General features: G+C 63.5%; 19 protein-coding genes. 12 read left to right on the top strand and 7 right to left on the bottom strand.

All coding sequences use genetic code 11. The features are described 5' to 3' along the window. The first annotated feature begins 15 nt into the window (after positions 1–15). Both AC5Y5W_RS04645 and AC5Y5W_RS04650 read left to right on the top strand, forming a co-directional pair. Positions 16–1,473 (top strand): aldehyde dehydrogenase family protein, encoded by a 1,458-nt coding sequence (locus tag AC5Y5W_RS04645; protein ID WP_500008905.1) that lies wholly within the window; start codon positions 16–18, stop codon positions 1,471–1,473. Further along, positions 1,470–3,833, top strand: a complete 2,364-nt coding sequence (locus tag AC5Y5W_RS04650) for a CaiB/BaiF CoA transferase family protein (RefSeq protein WP_500008907.1) — start codon at positions 1,470–1,472, stop codon at positions 3,831–3,833. The genes AC5Y5W_RS04645 and AC5Y5W_RS04650 overlap by 4 nt, the downstream gene beginning before the upstream one ends. A gap of 2 nt (positions 3,834–3,835) precedes the next feature. On the opposite strand, the gene AC5Y5W_RS04655 is transcribed toward AC5Y5W_RS04650, so the two are convergent. From AC5Y5W_RS04655 to AC5Y5W_RS04665, 3 genes are all read right to left on the bottom strand, one after another. Next, positions 3,836–4,306 carry a MaoC family dehydratase gene (locus AC5Y5W_RS04655; protein ID WP_500008908.1) on the bottom strand — a complete coding sequence of 157 codons (471 nt, stop codon included), beginning with the start codon at positions 4,304–4,306 and terminating at the stop codon, positions 3,836–3,838. Further along, positions 4,303–5,496: an amidohydrolase family protein gene (locus tag AC5Y5W_RS04660; RefSeq protein WP_500008909.1), complete on the bottom strand. Its 1,194-nt coding sequence runs from the start codon at positions 5,494–5,496 to the stop codon at positions 4,303–4,305. The genes AC5Y5W_RS04655 and AC5Y5W_RS04660 overlap by 4 nt, the downstream gene beginning before the upstream one ends. Before the next feature lie 80 nt (positions 5,497–5,576). Then, positions 5,577–6,224, bottom strand: coding sequence for a cysteine hydrolase family protein (locus AC5Y5W_RS04665; RefSeq protein ID WP_500008910.1), 648 nt, complete (start codon positions 6,222–6,224; stop codon positions 5,577–5,579). A gap of 62 nt (positions 6,225–6,286) precedes the next feature. Between AC5Y5W_RS04665 and AC5Y5W_RS04670 the strand changes: the two genes are divergently transcribed. Further along, on the top strand, positions 6,287–6,724 hold the full coding sequence (locus tag AC5Y5W_RS04670) for a nuclear transport factor 2 family protein (RefSeq protein ID WP_500008911.1): 438 nt from the start codon (positions 6,287–6,289) through the stop codon (positions 6,722–6,724). Here the strand turns inward: AC5Y5W_RS04670 and AC5Y5W_RS04675 are convergent. Both AC5Y5W_RS04675 and AC5Y5W_RS04680 read right to left on the bottom strand, forming a co-directional pair. Then, a complete protein-coding gene (locus AC5Y5W_RS04675) occupies positions 6,714–7,613 on the bottom strand; it encodes a TIGR03619 family F420-dependent LLM class oxidoreductase (protein WP_500008912.1) in 900 nt (299 codons plus the stop codon). The genes AC5Y5W_RS04670 and AC5Y5W_RS04675 overlap by 11 nt on opposite strands. Before the next feature lie 12 nt (positions 7,614–7,625). Next, positions 7,626–8,720, bottom strand: coding sequence for an acyl-CoA dehydrogenase family protein (locus tag AC5Y5W_RS04680; protein ID WP_500022154.1), 1,095 nt, complete (start codon positions 8,718–8,720; stop codon positions 7,626–7,628). A gap of 116 nt (positions 8,721–8,836) precedes the next feature. Between AC5Y5W_RS04680 and AC5Y5W_RS04685 the strand changes: the two genes are divergently transcribed. From AC5Y5W_RS04685 to AC5Y5W_RS04700, 4 genes are read left to right on the top strand one after another with little or no spacing between them, the layout of a single operon-like run. Next, positions 8,837–10,033, top strand: coding sequence for an amidohydrolase family protein (locus AC5Y5W_RS04685; protein WP_500008914.1), 1,197 nt, complete (start codon positions 8,837–8,839; stop codon positions 10,031–10,033). Positions 10,034–10,040: 7 nt separating this feature from the next. Beyond that, positions 10,041–11,006, top strand: a complete 966-nt coding sequence (locus AC5Y5W_RS04690) for an acyl-CoA dehydrogenase family protein (RefSeq protein WP_500008915.1) — start codon at positions 10,041–10,043, stop codon at positions 11,004–11,006. Then, positions 11,003–12,202, top strand: coding sequence for an acyl-CoA dehydrogenase family protein (locus AC5Y5W_RS04695; protein WP_500008916.1), 1,200 nt, complete (start codon positions 11,003–11,005; stop codon positions 12,200–12,202). Before AC5Y5W_RS04690 ends, AC5Y5W_RS04695 begins: the two co-directional genes overlap by 4 nt. Further along, entirely contained in the window at positions 12,202–13,740 is a 1,539-nt protein-coding gene (locus AC5Y5W_RS04700) for a class I adenylate-forming enzyme family protein (protein WP_500008917.1), read from the top strand. The genes AC5Y5W_RS04695 and AC5Y5W_RS04700 overlap by 1 nt, the downstream gene beginning before the upstream one ends. Here AC5Y5W_RS04700 and AC5Y5W_RS04705 read toward each other — a convergent pair. Continuing rightward, a complete protein-coding gene (locus AC5Y5W_RS04705) occupies positions 13,730–14,596 on the bottom strand; it encodes a helix-turn-helix domain-containing protein (RefSeq protein WP_500008918.1) in 867 nt (288 codons plus the stop codon). The two genes, AC5Y5W_RS04700 and AC5Y5W_RS04705, sit on opposite strands and share 11 nt — an antisense overlap. A 91-nt stretch (positions 14,597–14,687) precedes the next feature. Between AC5Y5W_RS04705 and AC5Y5W_RS04710 the strand changes: the two genes are divergently transcribed. From AC5Y5W_RS04710 to AC5Y5W_RS04730, 5 genes are read left to right on the top strand one after another with little or no spacing between them, the layout of a single operon-like run. Continuing rightward, positions 14,688–15,731, top strand: coding sequence for a zinc-binding dehydrogenase (locus AC5Y5W_RS04710; protein WP_500008919.1), 1,044 nt, complete (start codon positions 14,688–14,690; stop codon positions 15,729–15,731). After that, the gene (locus tag AC5Y5W_RS04715; RefSeq protein WP_500008920.1) at positions 15,728–16,129 is read left to right on the top strand and encodes a nuclear transport factor 2 family protein; all 402 of its coding nucleotides are present in this window, start codon (positions 15,728–15,730) and stop codon (positions 16,127–16,129) included. Before AC5Y5W_RS04710 ends, AC5Y5W_RS04715 begins: the two co-directional genes overlap by 4 nt. Continuing rightward, positions 16,126–16,959, top strand: coding sequence for an SDR family NAD(P)-dependent oxidoreductase (locus AC5Y5W_RS04720; protein ID WP_500008921.1), 834 nt, complete (start codon positions 16,126–16,128; stop codon positions 16,957–16,959). The genes AC5Y5W_RS04715 and AC5Y5W_RS04720 overlap by 4 nt, the downstream gene beginning before the upstream one ends. Before the next feature lie 8 nt (positions 16,960–16,967). Continuing rightward, positions 16,968–17,924: an LLM class flavin-dependent oxidoreductase gene (locus tag AC5Y5W_RS04725; protein WP_500008922.1), complete on the top strand. Its 957-nt coding sequence runs from the start codon at positions 16,968–16,970 to the stop codon at positions 17,922–17,924. Then, positions 17,924–18,076 (top strand): hypothetical protein, encoded by a 153-nt coding sequence (locus AC5Y5W_RS04730; RefSeq protein WP_500008923.1) that lies wholly within the window; start codon positions 17,924–17,926, stop codon positions 18,074–18,076. The genes AC5Y5W_RS04725 and AC5Y5W_RS04730 overlap by 1 nt, the downstream gene beginning before the upstream one ends. Before the next feature lie 40 nt (positions 18,077–18,116). Here AC5Y5W_RS04730 and AC5Y5W_RS04735 read toward each other — a convergent pair whose 3' ends face one another. Further along, complete coding sequence (locus tag AC5Y5W_RS04735) at positions 18,117–19,250, bottom strand: amidohydrolase family protein (protein WP_500009091.1); 1,134 nt, start codon at positions 19,248–19,250, stop codon at positions 18,117–18,119. Positions 19,251–19,332 lie beyond the last annotated feature (82 nt).

The raw sequence follows: 19,332 nt of genomic DNA on the forward strand, positions 1-19,332 counted from the left end.
AGGTCCAGTGATGTAATGGCCGAGTCGAGCCTGGTCGACAGCTATGGCGTCTACATCGACGGCGAATGGGTCGAACCGGACACCGGGCGATATGACGTCGTCGACCCGGCGACCGAACAGGTGATCGCCTCGGCGCCGGACGCCGGTGTCGCGCAGGTCGAGCAGGCCATCGGTGCGGCGCGTGCCGCCTTCGATTCCGGGCCGTGGCCCCTGGCCGATCCGGCCGAAAGGTCGCGCTGTCTTCAACAGCTCAGCGACGCGCTGCTCGCCCGCAGCGAGGAAATCTACGCGCTGGCGCAGGCCGAATGGGGATGCACAGCAAACGAGCGGCTGATCCATGTGGAGGGGCCCGCGTTCATGGTCGGCCATGCCACGGAACTCGCGCTCGAGCCCGCTGAGGCGCCGATGGATGCGTGGGGCGCGGCGGGCACCACCTTGCTGCGCTATGAGCCACTCGGTGTGGTCGCAGCGATGACACCGTGGAATTTTCCGCACACGCTGAACGTGATGAAGCTGGGTGCGGCGCTGGCCGCGGGCAACACGCTCGTCCTCAAGCCCTCGCCGTTGACACCGCTGGCCGGTCTCGCGCTGGCACGGCTGATCGACGAGGAGACCGACGTTCCACCAGGCGTGGTCAACGTCGTCACCCCGAGCAGTGTCGAGGCCAGCAAGATCTTGACCATCGATCCCCGGGTCGACATGGTGACCTTCACCGGAAGTTCGGCCGTCGGTCGCGAGGTGATGGCCGGCGCAGCAACCTCAATGAAACGGATCCTGCTCGAGTGCGGTGGGAAATCGGCGAGCATCCTGCTTGATGATGTCGACCTGACCGACGCATTGTTCGAGCGCCTGCTGTTCGAAGGGTGCACGATGCATGCGGGTCAGGCGTGCATCCTCAACAGTCGTCTGGTGGTTCCGGACAAGCTGCACGACGATGTCGTCGATCGAGTCGCCGAGCTGGCTCGCCACGTCACGGTGGGCGACCCGACCAACGAGGCGACCGGCATGGGGCCGTTGATCAGTCGCCAACATCTGGAGCGGGTCGAGGGTTTCGTCCGCCGGGCCGAAAGCGACGGCGCGAAGATTGTCGCCGGCGGTGGGCGGCCGACCGGTCTCGACCGCGGTTTCTATTTCGAGCCAACGGTTTTGACCGATGCCTCCGCCGAATCGTTTATCGCGCAGGAGGAGGTGTTCGGGCCGGTGTTGACGGTGCTGCGTTACCGCAACGATGACGAGGCGGTGCGCATCGCGAACGATTCGGCCTACGGGCTCGGTGGCGCGATCTGGGGTAGCGACGTCGAGCGGGCGGTCGGACTTGCGCGTCGGATCAGGACCGGTCAGGTCTCGATCAATGGCACGATACCGGGCGACGCGCCGTTCGGCGGGTTCAAGCAGAGCGGAATCGGGCGCGAGGGCGGCGTGATGGGGCTCCGGGCCTACATGGAACCGAAGGCGATCGGAGTGCCCGCGTGACGGGAGCGCTCGCCGGATTGCGTGTCGTCGAAGTCGGAACGGAGATTGCGGCGCCGTATTGCGCGAAACTGCTCGTCGATCTGGGCGCCGACGTGTACAAGGTTGAGCCCCCGGCAGGGGATCCGCTACGAAGTTGGGGCCCGTCGAGCGGGCTGTTTGAGTACTTGAACGCCGGAAAGCACGGAGTGACAATCGATCTGGAAGCACATCCGGCCGGGCTCGCTGACTTCATCGCTCAAGCAGACGTGTTGGTCGAGGATCTGCCAGCCGGTTCAGCCCACAGGTTGGGTTGGGGGCTCGATCTCGACGCGCTGCAACGCCTCAACCCGAATCTCGTCGTCGTCCGGATCTCCGACTATGGCCAGGAGGGCCCGCGCAGGGACCGCCAGTCGACGTCACTGACTCTGCAGGCCGCCGCAGGGTGGGTCAGCGCTCGCGAACTCGGCCGGACGCCGGTGCAGGCCGGCGTCCGTATCCCCGAGTACATCGCGGGCAGCTACGCCGCGCTCGGGGCCCTGACGGCCCTGCGGGTCGCGGATGCCGGTCTTGACCGGGTGATCGAGGTTGACGTCTCGGCGTTCGAGTCGCTCTTGTCGACCTTGGCGTATCCGATGCTGATGGCTGAACGCTTGAAAAGCCTTGGTCTTCCGCCGAATTCAAAGGCGGGTCCGATGCTCGGCATAGTGCGCGCCGCCGACGGCTGGATCGGGATCAACTGCTTGACCGGGCAGCACTGGCTTGACATCTGCGCGATGGTGGGACTGCCGGAATTCGGAGATCACCAGATAGCCATCATGCTGGGCGGTCCCGAACGCGAGGAGTTCTTCGCGAAGGCGCAGCCTTGGCTCGATTCGATGACCGTGGCCGATCTGGTCGAGTTGAGCCAGGCAATGCGCATCCCCGCGGCGCCGGTCAATGACGGAGCATCCATTCTCGACTGTCCCCAGTACCACGAGCGGGGATTCTTCATCGAAAGCGAAGCAGGCGGCCATCGCTTCCTGCGACCGGGCGGGCCGTTCCGGTTGGCCCGCACGCCGGTTGGGCCGCCGAAACCAGCGCCGCGGCTCGGCGACAGAGCGGCAGCTTCATCGCACGATCGCCGGACGACGCGGACCGCATCCGAAGTTGCCGATGTGACAATGCCATTCGCAGATCTCAAAGTCTTCGATCTGAGCACATTTTGGTCTGGCGCATACCTCACCTGCTATCTCGGTGCGTTCGGCGCCGATATCGTCAAGGTCGAGTCGATTCAACGTCCGGACGCCCATCGGTATTCGGGCTCGCTGCTGCGCAGCAGCGATGACTGGTACGAGATAGGACCGATGTGGCAGGGCACCAACCTCAACAAGCGCGACGTCACCTTGAATCTCGGCACCCAAGAGGGCCGCGAGTTGGCCCTGAAGCTGGCCGCCGAGGCCGACGTGGTGGTCGAGAACTTCTCGCCGCGGGTGGTGGAGCAGTTCGGTCTGGATTATGCATCGCTGGTCAAGGTGAATCCGGACGTCATCATGGTCCGCATGCCCGGCCTCGGGCTCGAAGGTCCGTGGCGCGATTACGTCGGGTGGGCACTGAACTTTGAGCAGTTGTCAGGGATGTCGGCGGCCACCGGTTATCCCGACGGTCCACCATGCAACCTGCAAGGGCCTGCTGATCCGATCGTGGGTGTACACGCCACTGTCGCACTGCTGGCCGCGCTGGAGCACAAGCGGACAACCGGTGAAGGCCAACTGATCGAGGTCGCGCAGATCGAGGTCGGTGCGGCGGTCACGGCCGAACCCGTCATCGGATACTCGCTGACCCGCCAGTTGCGCGAACGAGAGGGCAATCGAGACCGGCGCTACGCACAAGGTGTCTACCCGGCCAGTGGGGATGATGAGTGGGTGGCCGTCTCGGTCCGGGATGATTCTGATTGGGCCGCCGTCGTCGACGTGCTCGGGCGCCCTGAGCTGCGGGACGACCCGCGGTTCGCCTCACCGGAGGGACGTCTGCGCAACCACGACGCTTTCGATGAGGTGGTCGCCTCGTGGATTGCGGTCCGACCATCCGACGAAGCCGCCGATCATCTGCGACAGGGGGGAGTACCCGCGGAGCGGATCCTTACCGCGGATCGGATGTACGACGTCGACCAGCTCCACGCGCGCGGCTTCTACGAGGAGCTCGAGCATCCGCTCTCTGGTCGACATCGGTTCCCGGGCTGGCCCTTTCGGATCACGCCGGGACCCCTGCGGCATCACCGCGCGCCATCTCCGACGCTCGGTCAACACAATGACGAGGTGCTAGGCACCCTCGGGCTATCGGCCGACGAGCTGACGAAGCTGCGTGACGATCAGGTTATCGGCGAACGGCTGCTGAACGCGTAGGTTCAGGCATCGACCATGGCCGCGATGGTGTCGACAACGCATGCCGGCCGGTTGGATCCCTCAACCTCGACGGTGACTCGCACGGTGGCTCGGCCGCCCGTGTCGTTGCGTTCCAGTTTGATGAGTTCGGCGCCTGCGCGGATGCGCGAGTCGACCGGCACCGGGGCGGGGAAGCGAAGCTTGTCAGAACCGTAGTTGACTTGCATCGACAGTCCTGTCACCCGGTAAATCTGTTGCACGAGAATGGGAACCAGCGACAGCGTGAGATATCCGTGCGCGATCGTCTTACCGTACGGGCCTTTGGCCGCCCGCTCCGCGTCGACGTGAATCCACTGGTGGTCACCGGTCGCCTCGGCGAACAGGTCGATTTCCTTCTGTGTGACCTCGTGCCACCCGCTGTAGCCCAGGTGTTCGCCGACGTGCGCTTCGAACCCCGAGATTCCCTCGTAGACCTTGGGGGAAGGCTGCGTCATGCCGAGACCGTGAGCCCTAACTGTTCAATGGCGTTGCCGCCCATGATCTTCGCCTTGGCCTCCTCGGAGATGCCGTCGAGGCGGTCAACGAAGCTTAACGGGTCACCGATGCCTTCGGGGTGCGGAAAGTCGGAGCCGAACATCACGTGATCCTCACCCATGTTGTCAACAATTCCTTTGACGTCGTCCTCGAGGAACGGGTGGATGTAGATGTTGCGTTTGAACACCTCGACGGGATGCTCGTCGAATTCCTTGGGCATGACGTTGTACGCGGTATTGAGCTGTTCGAGAAGATTGCGCACCCAACCGCTGCCGTTCTCGACGCAAAAGATTTTCAGGTCGGGGAAGCGCGACAGCGCACCGTGGCAGATCATCGCGGCCAGGGTGTCCTCGATGGCCCGGTGCCCCATGACCACCTCGCGCAGCGCGCTCGGTTTGAACGAGAGGTACTCGTCGCCGCCCTCCCATTCCATGAGGTGCTTCTGGTATCCGCTGTCCGACGCGTGCATGGTCACTGGAATGCCGGCCTTGACGACTTCTTCCCAGAACGGGTCGAATTCGGGCAGGCCCATGGACCGCGAGCCGCCGAAGCGACTAGGCACCGGAGCGGGGCGAACCAAGAACGTTTTCATTCCCCGTTCGAGGCACCAGTGCAGCTCCTTGATTGCCTCGTCGACCAGCGGCAGGCAGACGACGGGTGTCGCGAAAATGCGGTCGTGGTAGTTGAACGTCCAGTGTTCGTGCATCCACTCGTTGAGGGCGTGGATGATCGCGTGGGTCAAGATCACGTCATCGGTGGTGCGTTCCTCGATGAGGCTGGCGAGGGTGGGGTACATGACGCATTGGTCGATGCCGAGCTCATCCATCAGCTCCAGCCTGGGGCCGGGATACTGATAGGCGGGAATGACATCCATTGCTTCGCCGATGAACTCGCGGAAATTGAGTCCCTCTGGATTGTTGCCCAAGAAGTAGTCCTCGGCGCTACCCGGTCTGGCGACGCGCTCGAATGTCGGGTTGGGAATCATGTGGCTGATGTGGTCCTTGACGACGAGCTTGGGGCGCCCGTTGACCTCGACGTAGCCGACCTTGCCCCGGTGTTCCTTGGGCAGGTACTTGGTGAGCGCGTCCGTCGTCTCGTACATGTGGTTGTCGATGTCGAAGACCGGATAGGGCAAGGACCGGGTAGACATGTGACTGATCCCTCCAGAGCGGCGAATATGACCATTTACGGTATATGGAAATGACGTTATCACTAATCCATCCGCAACGCCTATGCGGGGTTGTCACCTCCTGCGAGCTCGTGCCAGGCTTTCACGACTGCTTCGGTGGTGGTCACCGTGCTCAGCAGGGCCAACGTGTTGTCGATGATCGATTCCGCGTATTCGCGTGGGTAACCACATACGGCATCGCGCGGAAGCACGAACTGATAGCTGCGATTGACCGCGTCCATCACAAAGTTCTGAATCGCGATATTGACCGAAACTCCCACGCCCACAATGGTCTGGACACCGAGGTTGCGCAGCACAGAGTCGAGGTCGGTACCGGTCATCGGTCCGACACCGTGCGTGCGGGTGAGGACCAGATCGCTTGGATCCGGGCCGAACTCAGGCAGCACCGAACCGCCGGGGCTGCCCGGAGTCAATTCGGCAGAGAACGATTTTCCCGCCATGAACAGCCTGGCGTTGGTATTGGACCCGCGGCCGTCTGGGCGCTTTTGCATGAGGCAGTGCACGACCGAAACGCGGGCCGCTCGAGCCGAGTGCAGAAGCGTGCCGATGTTGGGGATCGCTTCCCGGCGAGCTTCCTCAGCCAACATGGGCAGACCGGCCTGGGGACCGATCACGCCTCCCTGGCATTCCTGGGTGACCAGGGCGGTGGTGGCTGGGGTCAACAGATCAAGCAGGCTCGGTTGCGGCATGAGAATAGACGTTATCGTGTGCGCGAACGCAATTTCCAGTCAGAATTCTCAAGGGAGAGCAGATGGAGGTGTGGGAGCTCCACATTCGTGAATCGGTACGCCAGACGCTCGCGGACTACACGGCCGCCACCGACCGGTTCGATCTGCGCGGTCTCGCCGCCTGCTTCGCATCTGACGGCGTCCTCGAGTTCACCGGCGGAGCGCAACCGCTCGTCGGCCCTGAGGCGATCGAGACGGGGCTCGACGCAGCCGTGTCCAGAGACCCCGACCCGGATAGACGAGTGCCAACGCATGTGCGCCATCACGTTTCGAGCATCCGGTTCGGGTCTGTCGCCAGGGACCGGGTCGAGGTCAGTAGCTATTTCGCCGTCCACACCGACATCGGCCTCGACCACTGGGGACGCTATCGCGACGTCCTGGTGCCGCTGAACGGGCGGTGGTTATTCGCGCACCGGCGCATCACCGTGGATGCCTTTGCAGCGGACAGCCTTATGCGATGAACTGGGTGGCGAAATCGTGTGCGTGGTCGACGTATTCGGCCCGGGTGGCCCCCTGAGGTGCGATCGTCAGCCAGGTCACGCCCATCGCTTCCAGCTGTGCGATCGTGGCGTGCCGTTCGTCGGTCGACTTGGTGTCCTCGAGCAGGTTGCCTGCCGAGAAACAGATGTCCAGTGGTTCGGTACGGCCGATCTCGGCCGCGTATTTCTTGGCCCACGCGATGGCCGACGCTAACTCCTCAAGCGTGGAGATCTCCGCGGTCCGTGACGCGGTCGCGTAGCCGAACGTGTTGAACGGTGCCCATCCCTGTGCGCGGGCAACCGCACGGCGGACGGCGGGCTTGCTGTTGCCGCCGACCCAGATCGGTGGCGGCGTCGCCGGCACCGGGTACAGTCGCACACCGCGGGCGGCGAACGAGGTGCCCTCATAGGCGACATCCGCACCGGTGAGCACCTGTGCCAGTACGTTTAGCGCTTCGTCCAGCAGCGCTCCGCGGTTGTCGAAATCTATTCCTAGCGCCTTGAATTCGGGCTTCAGGTAGCCCGCTGCGGTGCCGAGTATCAGCCGGCCACCGGACAGGACGTCCAAACTTTGGATCGACTTCGCGCCCAGGAATGGGTTGCGGTAGGCGGCGATGTAGACATTGGTGAGCAGCTTGATGTCCGTCGTGGCGGCTGCCGCAAAGGACAGCGCGACGAACGGGTCCAGGGCGTGGTGCCCGCCGTGGTCGAGCCATTTCGCGTCGGGGGCGGGGTGGTCGGTGACGTGCACGGCGCTGAAGCCGCTCGCCTCGCCGACGTGCGCGATCTCGGAGATTGCTTCGGCGGTGACGAATTCTTTCACGGCATCCACCCGCTGGGTTGGCAATTCCAGGGAGTACGAGATGGTCATGTTGGGGTCCTTTCATGGTGTGGCCAGGGTGGCCAACCGTTGTGCATGGTGATCGGGGCTGCCGAAGATCAGCTCGGTGGCCTTGGCGCGCCGAACGTAGAGGTGGGCGTCGTGTTCCCAGGTAAACCCAATGCCGCCGTGGATTCGCATGTTGTCCAACGCGACGTGCAGAAAGGCTTCCGAGCAAGCCATCTTTGCCACTGACGCAGCAATCGGCAGGTCGCCGCGGTCAGCGGACTCCGCAGCGTGTACTGCGGCAGAGCGGGCGCCCTCGACAAGCACAAGCATGTCCGCGCACCGGTGCTTGACGGCCTGGAAGCTGCCGATGGCGCGCCCGAACTGAACTCGCTCCTTGGCGTAACCTACGGCCATGTCGAGGCAGCGTTGGGCGGCGCCGACCTGCTCGGCGGCCAGCGCGGCGATCGCGAGGTCGCACGTGCGGGCCAGGCACGCGGCAGCATCCCCATCAGGTCCGATCAACCGGGCGGGGACGTCCTGAAACTGCAGACGCGCGACTTTTCGCGTGCGGTCCAGCGTCGTGAGCGGTTCACGAGCAAGCCCGTCGGCGTCCCCTGAGACGGCGAACAGTGATATGCCCGCGCTCGTATTCGCCGCGGCCAGAACAACGTCGGCGGTATGGCCGTCGAGAACGAGATCGGCATCGCCATGAAGGCGATGACCGGTGCCGTGGGCGCGCGCGGTCAGTGTGACCGCTTGCGGATCCCACGCATCGAGGCTGCCGTTGAGGATCACCGTCGCGGTGGTGGATCCGTCGACGAAATTCGGCAGGTAGTCGGCCATCGCAGCGGTGTCGCTGCTGCAGAGGATCGCTTGCGTCGCGAGTCCGACGGTGGAGAAGAACGGCGCACACAGCAAGGCTGCGCCCATCTCCTCGAACACCACCGCGAGCTCGGACATGGTGGCACCGGCCCCACCGAACTTTTCGGGAACGGCGATGCCGTTCAGCCCCAGTTCGCGGGCCATCTGATGCCACACCGATTCGTCATATCCCGCCGTGGTGGACATGAGGTCGCGTACCCGGTCGGACGGCGAAGTGACCGCCAAGAACTCCCGCACCGCCTGCCGGAGTTCGTCGGCTTCACTCATCGCGGGTTCCTTTGGTGTGGGTCTGCCCGGCTCGACCCGGGATAGGCATTGCCGGGAAAGGATAGTATGTTTTCTGAAATAGGAGAATCTTCATTCTCGCACGAAGGAGCCACGCAGTGACGACGAAACTCGACTACGGGGTCTTCGATTGCGACACGCACTGCTACGAGACGCGTGATGCATTTACGCGCCACCTGCCCAAGGAGTTCCAGGATCGGGCAATCACCACGGTGCGCGGAGCGGACGGGGTCGAGGTGATTCTCGCCGGCCGTCGTGTCGCAACCTTCAACAGTGAAGGGGGCCTCGGTCTGGACGTCGCATACCGCCCTGGATCGCTGAAAGAGATGCTCAGGCAGATGGGATCCGGCAATCCCGAGGAGTCCTACGAGCCGCAGCCCATGCAGCCCGAGTACATCGAGCGGTCAGCACGGCTCGCGGTGATGGAGAAGCAGAACGTCGAGCGGATGGTGATCTATCCGAGCGGAATGGCCCTGTCTGCCGAGCACTACGTCGATGACACCCCGGCGCTGTACGCGAATCTTCGGTCGTTCAACCGATGGTTCGACGAGGAATGGGGCTTCAACTACCAGGGCCGCATATACGCGACCGGGCTGCTTTCTCTTCGCGACCTCGACTCGGCCGTCGCCGAAACCGACGCATTGATCGCGCAGGGTGCAAAGTTTGTCCTGCTGCCGACCGGGCCGGCATACGGTAGATCTCCAGGCGACCCCTACTTTGACCCGATTTACGCCAGGCTTCAGGAAGCTGGCTGCGTCGTGGTGTTCCACATCATGCCTTTCTGGTACTTCGATGCGATCTCGCCCGCGTGGGGGCACAGCGCAGACCCCGCGTCGTGGCATATGTCGGCCTGGCAATGGATGAACGTCTACGGCCAGCGCCCGATCGAGGAGACCCTCTCGGCGCTGATCTTCGACAACTTATTCGGGCGCTTTCCCGGATTGAATGTGCTTGTCGCTGAACACGGTGCGGAGTGGGTGCCGTTCTTCACCAAACACATGGACAAGAGCCGTGGCATGGGCCGAAATGGTCCGTGGATCGGCGGGAAGCTGACGGAGAAGCCGTCTGCCATCTTTCGGCAGCACGTTCGAGTGGTGCCGTATCCCGAGGACGATACGCCCGCGATCGTCAACAGCCTGGGCTACGACGACTGCCTCGTGATGGGTTCGGACTACCCGCATGCCGAAGGGCTGGCCGAGCCCGCTGACTTCGTCAAGTTGCTCGACCCGCTCGACGATGCCACCAAGAAACGGATCATGCGCGAAAACGCTGTCCAGTTGCTCAGCCGGAGCTAGACGCTCTATGGCAGACGACGACGTCGACCTCGATCTGCTGCGGGCAGCGGCTCGCGATTTCCTGACCGGGCGCGGCGCGCATGACTCGGTCAAAGAACTCGCGGCCATGGATTGGACGGGGCTGCTCGTCGAGGAGAAACTCGGCGGCAGCGGGTGGCGTCCTGTGGAGGCGACTGTCATCGCCGAGGAACTCGGGCGCGCGCGAAACTCGTCGACCTGGTTCGGCTGTGTGCTATCTGCTGCCGCGTTGACTTCGGCATCGGGCGAGGTCCGTGATAGATGGTTGCCCGCGATGCTCGATGGAACAGCGGCGGCGGGCTGCGCGGTGTCCGGCGATACCGTTCGGGTGGCGTGCGGCGATGCGATCGACATCTTGGTCGCGCTGGGGCACAACGGAATCCATCTGTTCGAAGTACCCGAAACGATGCCGGGAAATCAGGATGGCGAGCTGCTGGATGTCGACCGGCCCGCATGGCGTATCAATGTCGCTGGAACACAGGGTGTTTTGATCGGCGGTCCGCAACGAGCGGCGCAGCTGCTCGCGGTGGCCAGGGTCCTGCTAAGCGCGGATTCGCTGGGAGCGCTGTCGAGAACATTCGAGCGGCTGGTTGCCTACTTGAAGGAGCGCATCGCATTCGGTGTGCCGATTGCGAGTTTCCAAGCGGTGCAACACCGGCTGGTGGATCTGCTGGTCTTCGAGGCGAAGGCACGCGCCGTCATCATGAAGGCTGCGCGCGCCCTGGCGGCCGGTGATATCTCGGACGACGTGATCGCCTTGTCTGCAGCGGCGCACGCGTTTGTCGCCGCGAAAGCCGCGGCTGCGGTCGACGAGTGCATGCAATTATCGGGGGGCATCGGATTCACCTGGGAGTGCCCCTTGCATCACGAGCTGCGCCGGGTCTTCACCAACGGCTATCTGCTCGGCACGGCTCGCGCCAGCCGTGCGCTCTTTGCGGAAAGGTCGGGCTGGTGAGCGCCGCAGTCGCCCGACCAAGCGACGCGCAGCTGACCGAGTTCAGGCATCGGGTACGCGCGCATATCGCCGAACACGCACCTCCATTCGCCGCGCGGGAAGGACGCCGGGCGCCGGAAAACGCCGAACAGGAAACGCAATTGCGCAAATGGTTCGCCACGTTGTTCGACGCCGGCTTCGTCGGCGCCGACTGGCCCGTCGAGCACGGCGGACGCGCCGATCACCACCCGCTGCACGACCGCATCCTCAGCGAGGAAATCCTGCGTGCCCGTGCTCCCCGGCCCGTCGACCAGGTGAACCTTGCGGCCCACGTGCTGCTGCATTTCGGGTCGGTCGACCAGAAAGCCGCATGGCTGCCACCGATTCGCCGCAGCGAGCATATCTGGTGTCAATTGCTCAGCGAGCCTGACGCCGGCAGCGATATCGCCGCTGTCCGCAGCAGGGCTGTCGAGCGGCCGGACGGAACGTGGGTGATCGACGGACAGAAGACCTGGATCACCGACGGGCACTGGTCCGATATGGGGTTGGCGCTCATCCGCACCGACCCGACTTCATCGCGGCACCAAGGCCTTTCGGTGTTCGCGGTGCCAATGTCAACGCCCGGCGTCGAGGTTCGTCCGATCCGCACGATCAACGAGGCGATCGAGGTGAACGAAGTTTTTCTCGACGGTGTGACCGTGCCGACCAACAGCCTGATCGGCGAAGCCGGCCAAGGCTGGTCAATCATCATGGCGGGCTTGGACTTCGAACGCTTCGGAATCGGCGGCAACGTCATCCTGCTCGAGCTGCTGATCGACGATCTGGTGATGGTGACGCGCAACGCGAACCTCGACGGCACCCCGGTCCTCGAACACGATGACATCCGCCAGACAGTCGCCGAGTTGGCCGTTGAAGTCGAAGTGGCGAAGTCCTTCATCGACGACCATGTGGAGCGCCTTATTGCCGGTGCCGAGCAACCGGGTGACGGGTCAATTGCCAAGCTGAGTTTCGCCGAGACTTACCACCGGGTTTCGGCATACGGTGCCGAACTGGCGGCGACGGTATGCACCGTGGCTGCCGATCCGAGTGTCGCACAGGCTAAGCAACGTTTGCGAGAATGCTGGCTGTGGTCACGTGCCTATACGATCTCCGGCGGAAGCTCCGAGATGATGCGTAACATCCTCGCCAAACGTCGGCTTTTGCTGCCGAGCCGGTGATGTCCGAAACCTACTGGAGCCTGGTTGAAGCGGCCGCCGAGACACACCCCGACCGCATCGTCCTCGTCGACGACATCGGGCGCAGCCTGACGAATTCGCAGCTGCGCGATTCGGCGGAGAGCACCGCAGCGGCATTGGCCGAACACGGGGTTAGCGAAGGTTCTCCTGTCTCCTGGCAGCTGCCCAGCACTTTGGAGACGATGGTCGTCATGGCGGCGCTGACTCGACTCGGCGCTGTGCAGAATCCCATCCTGCCTATTTGGCGGGAGAGCGAACTCCGTTTCGTTACCGATCAACTCGCGACGGAGCTGCTTATCGTCCCAGGGCGGTGGCGGGGCTTCGACCACACCACACTTGCGCTGAAGCTGGCGGAGCGGCGGCCGATGTCAGTGCTGGTCATCGATCACGACGCACCGATCACTGAGCGGCTTCGCCTACCACTCGGCGATCCGGCCGCCCTCCCTGCGCCACCAACGTCCGGAGAAGACCCACGTTGGGTTTACTACTCCTCGGGTACCACCGCGGCACCAAAGGGCGTGCGGCACAGCGATCGCTCGGTTATCGGCGGGTCGGCCGGAGTAGTGGGGATGTTCGGCGCATCGAACACGGATATCAATCCGGTCACGTTCCCGGTATCTCACATAGGCGGTGCGGCGATGCTCGCGGCAAGCCTGCTCACCGGCATGCGGTTGGTGTTGTTCGACACCTTCGATCCCGTTCTGACCCCGAAGGCGGTTGCAGCGCACCGCCCCACGATGCTTGGGTCGGCAACCCCCTTCTTCGTCGCTTACATGGCAGCACAGCGTGCGCACGGCACGGATCCGCTTTTCCCCGATCTACGTGGCTGCGTCGGAGGTGGAGCGCCGATCACCGCGGAGCTTGGGCGCCAAGTGCGCGAGACGTTTTCGGTCGCTGGAGTGGCCAATGCGTGGGGTCTGACCGAGTTTCCAGTCGTGACCTCACCACCGCCGGACGGGGAGCCCGACGTGCTCGACCACACCGTGGGCCGCCCTGTGCCCGGGGTGTTGGTCCGGGTGGTCGATGAGTCCGAACGCGAGGTGCGTGCTGGCGAGGATGGCGAGCTCCGGCTCAAGGGCCCTCAGTGCTTCCTGGGCTACGTTGACGAGACGCTGAACGCCGATGCATTCGACGCCGACGGCTGGTTTCGCAGCGGTGACCGCGGTCGTATCGATGCCGAAGGAAACGTCGTCATCACCGGTCGGATCAAGGACGCGATCATTCGCAACGCCGAGAACATCTCGGCGCTGGAAATCGAGGACGTATTGGCCACGCATCCCGCGGTCGCGGACGTCGCGGTCATCGGTGTGCCGGATCTTCGCACGGGTGAACGGGTTTGCGCTGTCGTGGTGGCTCAGGCCGGATGTGATGTCACACTCGACGCGTTGGCGGGACACTGCGAGGCGCAAGGCTTGAGCCGGCATAAATACCCGGAGCGACTCGAAGTGGTGCAAGCGCTGCCACGCAATCTCACTGGCAAGGTGCTGAAAAACGAACTTCGCGCGCGGTTCACTGGGTGATGGCGAGTTGCTGCACCTCTTTTAGCAGGGGTTGCGCAGCAGAGCGGATCTCGGACATGGTCATCGGCCGTACGGGATGGATGGCCAAGACCAGTTGGATATGGCCGGCACTGTCGAGCACCGGGGCCGAGATCGTCGCGACGGGACGCGGGGCGCGGGTGCCTCTGTCCGCCGCCAATGCGGCCGAAGCGAATTCGAGGCGCAACTGTTCGATGATCGACCGCATGCTGACCGGCAGCGCATGGTCGGACAGCAAACCAATGGCCTGCGCTGCCTGTGCGAGCGCCGGGGTCATCCAGTCGACGTCGTAGCCCCGCTTGCGTGTTTGGGCAAGCACGTCGGACAGCTGACGGGTGAGTGCCGAGCCGTCGGCTGCCGCCCGTTGTATCCAGGCCCGCTGTGCGTTCGGGGTATCCCAGGCCGCGAAGGCAACGCCGAACGGTGCTGTGTAGGGAATGCGTTCGTTCCGCCACGCCGAGATCACGCGGCCCTTCGGCTGTTCGAACGCCGTGATGACGAGATCGTCGCCGGCGCGCTCGATGACCGAGGCAGGCACATCGACGACGGTCGCGAGGCGTCGGGCCGCATCGCGTGCGCGGTGAGCCAAAGGACGGGCAATGTCGAGACGGGCCGCGATGACCGAGAGCGCCGGACCGAGGCTGAACGTCTTCGTGACGGGATCGCGGTTCACCCATCCGCGGTCGGTGAGCGTTTTGAGGATCGCGTGTGCGGTCGCTTGTGAGAGCTCGAGTTCGCGAACGACGTCGGAGAACCGCATCTGCCGGTTGTCGGGCAGGCTGAGCAACTCGACGACGTCGAGAACGCGTTCAGTCGGTGCCGAGCCCGCTCCGCGCAACCTTGACTCCTAGTAGTACGCCTTCTACCGTCAATTCAGGATTTCGAGAACTATATCTCGAATATTAGAGAAATGAGTAACCTTGCGCGCAGTGGTGTTGAGGGGCGGCGAACTGACGGTGCGGGAGACGGCCGACCCTGTGCCGGGTCAAGGCGAACTGCTGCTGAAGACACTCAGTACCGCGATCTGCGCGTCGGATGTCCATTACATGGACCACCCGGAACTCGCGATCGACGATCCGACGGGTCGCTCGCTCTACGACGCCGACAAAGACATCGTCATGGGTCATGAGTTCGTGGGCGAGGTGATCGGTCACGGCCCGGGATGCAACGATGCGTTCCCTATTGGCGCACGGGTGACGTCGATGCCGATTCGGCTGGTCGATGGGGGCGCCGGCGGGCTGCGCATCATCGGTCAGCATCCCGAAGCCCAAGGCAGCTTCGGCGAACTACTTGTCGTGCCCGAGGCGACCGCGAAGGTGGTCGAGGGTTCGGTGTCCAGCGATGCGATCGCCGTGGTCGACGCCTTCGCGGTCGGCGAGTATTACGTCCGCGTCGCCGAACTCCAACCCGGTGAGATACCGATCGTCGTTGGGGCGGGTGCTATCGGCTTGTCCGCTGTGGCGGCGTTGTCTGCCCGCGGTATCGAGCCGATCATCGTGTCCGACTTCAAGGCGGAGCGCCGCGAACTCGCGCGCTCGGGCTTCGGCGCACACGTATTGCATGATCCCGCCGAAGGATCTGTGTTCGATGTCTTCCGCAAAACGCGCCTAGAACACAAATTGTCCGGAACGGCGGTGGTGTTTGAATGTGTCGGAGCGCCGGGCCTCATCAACTCGATCGTCAAAGAGGCGGATTTCTACACCCGCATCTACTGCGCTGGTGGCTGGTACACGGGGGACACGCTGGACATCACCGAGGCGACCCGCCAAGGATTGACCCTACGGTTCGGCGGCGGCCCGCTGCCGGAGGACTGGTACGGCGTGCTCGACGCGGTGGTGGAAGGACGCCTCGACCCGATGCCGAGCGTCGGCAGGATCATCGGTCTCGATGAGGTGCCTGATGCGCTCGACGAGGCTCGCAGATCGGATGGACCCCCCCGCATTGTGGTGCACCCGAACGGAGACATTGAATGAGTGACCGAGACGACCTCGTCGAGCTGACGATTCGCTACGCGACCGCGATCGACACGGAGGAGTACTCGCTGCTGACAAGGGTCTTCACCGACGACGCGCAGTTGGACTACGGCGAGGTTGGCCAGTGGACCGGCGGCGCCGAGGTCGCCGAGTTCATGAAGGCGGCCCACGTCGTGGCGGCCCACACGATGCATCGCATGTCCAATCAGGCTGTAGATATCGACGGTGACAAAGCCACGATGCGTACCTACGTCGATGCGCTGATCCTGCTCGAGGACGGATCGGGCGCGAATCCCGTCGGTTACTACGACGACCACGCGGTGCGAACGACGGACGGCTGGCGAATTGTACGTCGCTCCTACACCTCGGTTCGCCTCGTCGCGGTGCCGGCACCATGACAGACATCGCTGAGAAGTATGGGCCGTGGGCCCTGGTGGTCGGTGCGTCCGACGGAGTAGGGGCGCTGTTCGCTGAGCGTCTTGCTGACGAAGGTGTGAACGTCGCGCTAGTGGCCCGTCGACAACACGTGCTCGACGGGGTGGCCAAGGGAATCCGCGAGCACACCGGTGCCGAGACGCGGACATTTGCCATCGACCTCACCGACCTCGACGCTTCACAACGAATCATCGAGGCGACTGATGACCTCGAGGTCGGCATGCTGGTGTACTGCGCCGGCGGCGATCCGAATTATCAACCCTTTCTTGCCAATCCGGTGTCGGTAGCGGAAGACCTGTTGCAACGCAACTGCTTGGTGTTGATGCGATTGTGTCACCATTTCGCCGGCCAAATGGTCGAGCGGAAGAGAGGTGGCATCGTGAACTTCACATCGGGGGCCGCGCTGGCCGGTGGCCGAAACATGGTGGCTTACGGTGGGACCAAGGCCTTCGACATGGTCTTCACCGAGGGCTTGTGGGTTGAGTTGCACGACAAAGGTGTGGATGTGCTTGGCCTGGTCCTTGGCATGACAGACACACCGGCGTTGCGAAAGTTGGAGTTCGAGCGCGGGCGCCTGGCGTCTGTCGATGAGGTTCCCGAGGGCGCGGTCACTGCCGCGAGCGTGGTCGACGAGGCGTTCGCCAACCTCGGTAACGGACCGACGATCGCCACCGGCGATGACGTCCGGATGGCCTTTGAGCTCTTCAAGTCCATGTCACGCAACGAGGTTGTCCGACTGATCATGCAGATGTCCACCGAAGTCATGGGTACCGACGAACGCAAGGGAGGCTAGGCATCGCGATGTTCACCCTGCGCTTCGACATGCGCGCACCGTCGATCGGTGCACCGCCGACCGAGTTGTACGCGGCCGCGAGCGACATGGCCGCGTGGGCTGAGACGCGGGGTTGCGTCGCGGCAGTGTTGTGTGAACACCATTGCGCCGACGACGGTTATCTCCCGTCGCCGCTGCTACTGGGTGCCGCGATCGCCGCGCGTACCAAACAGCTGATGCTGAACCTGGTCATTCTGCTGCCCTTCTATGATCCCGCTCGCCTAGCAGAAGACATCGCCGTGTTGGACCACATCAGCGCGGGGAGGGCGACCTACGTCTTCGGGATCGGTTACCGCGCTGAGGAATACGCGCACTTCGGCTTGTCGCTCTCGGATCGCGGCCGCCTGGCCGATGAGAAGCTGGGGCTGCTGCGGCGCCTGCTGGCGGGTGAGGAGGTCGTCCATGGCGGCCGCCGGATGAGGGTGACCCCGCAGCCCCGAACCCCGGAGGGTCCGATGATGAGTTGGGGCGGTGCCAGCATCGCCGCCGCACGTCGCGCAGGCCGCAACGGTCTTGGCCTGCTGGCCAATGGGGGTGTTCCCGGAATGCAGGAGGCCTACGAAAGTGCTTGCCGGGAGAATGGTTTCGAACCGGGTTTCATGCTGATACCCGAGAAGGACGCGGCTACCAATTGCTTTGTCGCCGATGATGTTGACGCGGCATGGGACGAGATCGGCCAGTATCTGCTGCACGACGCGATGGCCTACTCGGAATGGAATCCGGACAACACCGTCTCGGCGAATATCACCACAGCCAAGACTGTCGATGAGTTGCGGCACGAATCAACGACGCACGTAATCCTGTCAGTCGACGAAGCACGAAAGCGCCTCGCCGCAGGCGAGGTGTTCAACATCAATCCGCTGTGCGGAGGAATACCCCCGGCGATCGCGTGGCAGTACTTGACGACATTCGCCGAGCTGGGTTAGTGGAGAGGAACGGCCAGGTCACGCGTTGGGACTGGTTCGTCGACCCTGATAAGTGGGAACAGTTGCTGGCACTCATCGGGCTCGATCCTCGTGGCCTGACGAGCCAGGAATACACCATCAACTTCCTCAAGGAAGGCGGCGTAGGCGGCTGACCCTCAAGTCGGCGGGGGTGTGTTGTTCTGCCGAACGCGGTTAGAGGCCGATGAGCTCTTTAAGGTTGCCGCCCATCACACGGGCAGTGGTGTCGGCGGGCAGGTTGGCGAGTCCCTGCACGAAGTCGACCGGGTCGGCCAGTCCCTCGGGATGTGGGTAATCGGAACCGAACATCACGCGATCCGCACCGAGAAGTTCGACGAGCGCAGACATGTCCTCCTCGTGGAACGGATTGATCCACACGTGTCTGCGGAACACATCGCTCGGATGCTCACTGAAGTCATACGGCCTTTTGCGGTACACGCGGTCGAACACGTCCAGCAGACGGTGCGCCCATGAGCCGCCGTTCTCGACCACACCGATGCGCACGCCGGGAAAACGCTCGAACACCCCGTGCGCGATGAACGCTGCGAGCGTGTCGAAGATGTTGCGGCTCTCCTCGTAGATGAATCCCCGCAGCTTGCTCAGCGCGAATCCATTGAACTCCGCTGCGTCCTCCCAGTCGTCGACGTAGCGCTCATAGCCGGAATCCGAGTTGTGCATCTGCACCGAAATACCCGACGACTGGACCAGCCGCCAGAAATCGTCGAATTCGGGCAGCGCTGCCGAACGCGAGGTGCCGTCCTCGCGCGGTACCGGCGCCGGCCGGATCAGGACCGTCTTGGCCCCGTTCTCCAGACACCATTCGAGCTCCTGAACGCCTAACGCCGGATCGTTGAGCGAGATAGCAGGCACGGGAAAGATCCGGTTCTGATAGTTGAATGTCCAGTCGTCGAGCAGCCAGCGATTGAACGCATGCGTGACGGCGTGGGTGAGCTCGGTGTCGGATTTGGTCCGCTCCTCGAGCATGCCCGCCGTCGTCGGGAACATCACCGCACCGTCGACGCCTTGGCGGTCCATCAATGCAAGGCGCAGGTCAGGCCGCCGGAACTCATCGGGGCAACGGATCGGCTCCGCCAATTCGCGCAGCGTCTTGCCTTCCGGGTTTATGCCACGGAAGTAATCGGACCACGCACCCGGTGTGGGGATCACCTCATATGTCGGGTTAGGGATGCACTCGGTGATAGTGCCCAGGATCTGCAGCTTCTTTCGCCCATTGATGTCGACGAACTTGAGGGCTTCGGAGTACTTCTCCGGGAGATACCGTGTGTACGCGTCGATGGTCTCGTACATGTGGTTGTCAGCATCCCAGACCTCGAACGCTTTGGTGTCGTCCACGTGCGCCTCCAACGCTTCTGAGAATATTAATTCTCAA

The organism is Mycobacterium sp. NGS51 (genome assembly GCF_059812525.1).

Coding starts and splice junctions, on each gene's coding strand:
- AC5Y5W_RS04735 (WP_500009091.1), bottom strand. CDS start 19,250: ATGTACGAGACCATCGACGCGTACACACGGTATCTCCCGGAGAAGTAC.
- AC5Y5W_RS04670 (WP_500008911.1), top strand. CDS start 6,287: ATGGAGGTGTGGGAGCTCCACATTCGTGAATCGGTACGCCAGACGCTC.
- AC5Y5W_RS04645 (WP_500008905.1), top strand. CDS start 16: ATGGCCGAGTCGAGCCTGGTCGACAGCTATGGCGTCTACATCGACGGC.
- AC5Y5W_RS04690 (WP_500008915.1), top strand. CDS start 10,041: ATGGCAGACGACGACGTCGACCTCGATCTGCTGCGGGCAGCGGCTCGC.
- AC5Y5W_RS04665 (WP_500008910.1), bottom strand. CDS start 6,224: ATGCCGCAACCGAGCCTGCTTGATCTGTTGACCCCAGCCACCACCGCC.
- AC5Y5W_RS04725 (WP_500008922.1), top strand. CDS start 16,968: ATGTTCACCCTGCGCTTCGACATGCGCGCACCGTCGATCGGTGCACCG.
- AC5Y5W_RS04715 (WP_500008920.1), top strand. CDS start 15,728: ATGAGTGACCGAGACGACCTCGTCGAGCTGACGATTCGCTACGCGACC.
- AC5Y5W_RS04700 (WP_500008917.1), top strand. CDS start 12,202: ATGTCCGAAACCTACTGGAGCCTGGTTGAAGCGGCCGCCGAGACACAC.
- AC5Y5W_RS04675 (WP_500008912.1), bottom strand. CDS start 7,613: ATGACCATCTCGTACTCCCTGGAATTGCCAACCCAGCGGGTGGATGCC.
- AC5Y5W_RS04680 (WP_500022154.1), bottom strand. CDS start 8,720: ATGAGTGAAGCCGACGAACTCCGGCAGGCGGTGCGGGAGTTCTTGGCG.
- AC5Y5W_RS04720 (WP_500008921.1), top strand. CDS start 16,126: ATGACAGACATCGCTGAGAAGTATGGGCCGTGGGCCCTGGTGGTCGGT.
- AC5Y5W_RS04660 (WP_500008909.1), bottom strand. CDS start 5,496: ATGTCTACCCGGTCCTTGCCCTATCCGGTCTTCGACATCGACAACCAC.
- AC5Y5W_RS04655 (WP_500008908.1), bottom strand. CDS start 4,306: ATGACGCAGCCTTCCCCCAAGGTCTACGAGGGAATCTCGGGGTTCGAA.